Origin of the sequence: Streptomyces sp. NRRL F-2664, assembly GCF_000719345.1 — a bacterium.
GTDB lineage: Bacteria > Actinomycetota > Actinomycetes > Streptomycetales > Streptomycetaceae > Streptomyces.
Genome location: NZ_JOFX01000223.1, coordinates 1 through 1,236, shown reverse-complemented (window position 1 = coordinate 1,236; position 1,236 = coordinate 1). Strand labels below are relative to the sequence as shown.

Sequence of the window (1,236 nt, the reverse complement as noted above, 5' to 3'; positions counted from 1 at the left end):
TCCTCACCGGCCTGAGCAACCCCGCGCTGGTTGCCACCTGCGCGGCCCTCGACGTCGATGAACGGGGCGAGGCCGTCTTCACGATGCGACTGCTCGCCCCACCAGACCGACCCGCTCCAGCGTCCACAGATCAGCCTCGAACCCGTGCGCCCGGGCACCTCGCTCCAGAGCGGTCCGCACCTGCTCGACCTGGCCGTCGTCCAGCTTGGGCGACGACCGGCGGCCGGACGCCGCCGCAAAGCACCAGTGCCGCCCTCCTCCCACACCCGCTTCCACCGCCGCACGCTCTCATCGCTGACTTCCAGCATCCATGCGATCTCGGCACTCGAGCGCCCTTGCCCGAACAACTCGGCCGCCCGCACACTCCGAGCCTCGGCCAACTGCGGCCGTGTCAAAGGAGGAATGACAGAATCGGAAGCGACAGACGAAGGCTTGAAAGACACGAGCCCAGGGTCCCAGCAACAAGCCCACCACGCCCACAGAACTAAACGAAAAGATCAGCAGTGACCTGCGCCGGTAGTCCGTCGTTGAATTTGCATGAGTTCTCCTGCCGGGGTGCCGGTGCCGCGTCGTGGTCCGAAGCTGGAGCCGTTGTTGCTGGACGAGCACGAGCGGGCTGTGCTGGAACGCTGGATGCGGCGGGTGAACTCCGCCCAGGCCCTGGCGCTGCGGGCCCGGATCGTCCTGGCATGTGCGGGCCCAGACGTGCCACGCATCGTTGAGGTGGCTCGAGATTTGCGGATTTCTGCGGACACGGTCCGCAAGTGGCGGCGGCGGTTCCTCGTTGAGCGGCTGGACGGCTTGGTCGATGAGCCCAGGCCGGGCCGACCGCCGACCATCGGGGTTGATCAGGTGGAGGCGGTTGTGATCGCCACATTGGAGGAGATCCCTGAGAACGCCACGCACTGGACGCGGAAGTCGATGGCGGAGTACAGCGGCCTGTCCGAGTCCACGGTCGGCCGGATTTGGCGGAAGTTCCAGCTCAAGCCGCACCTGACGGAAGCCGTCAAGCTGTCGGCGGACCCGTTGTCCGTGGCAAAGGCCTACGACGTCGTCGGGCTGTACTTCAACCCGCCCGAGGGCGCGGTGGTACGCGCGGTGGACGAGAAGTCTCACATCCAGGCCCTGGACCGGTCCCATGAGGTGACCCCTGGGGTGTGGACACTCTGACAATGGATCTTGTGGGTCCGAGGAAGGGTGTCCTGGTGGGACGTAGGTCTCCGTATCCGGAGGAGT

Annotated in this window: 2 protein-coding genes; one reads left to right on the top strand and one right to left on the bottom strand. The window is 66.3% G+C overall.

All coding sequences use genetic code 11. The features are described 5' to 3' along the window. Positions 1-443, bottom strand: a 443-nt coding sequence (locus tag IF89_RS45590) for a helix-turn-helix domain-containing protein (protein ID WP_199820657.1), incomplete at its 3' end; no start/stop codon positions are given. Positions 444-537: 94 nt separating this feature from the next. Between IF89_RS45590 and IF89_RS0135470 the strand changes: the two genes are divergently transcribed. Then, positions 538-1,170 carry an IS630 family transposase gene (locus IF89_RS0135470; RefSeq protein WP_199820655.1) on the top strand — a complete coding sequence of 211 codons (633 nt, stop codon included), beginning with the start codon at positions 538-540 and terminating at the stop codon, positions 1,168-1,170. The last annotated feature ends 66 nt before the right edge of the window (positions 1,171-1,236 follow it).

What these genes read in the sequence shown, in the direction of transcription:
- IF89_RS0135470 (WP_199820655.1), top strand. Translation starts at nt 538, where the DNA reads ATGAGTTCTCCTGCCGGGGTGCCGGTGCCGCGTCGTGGTCCGAAGCTG.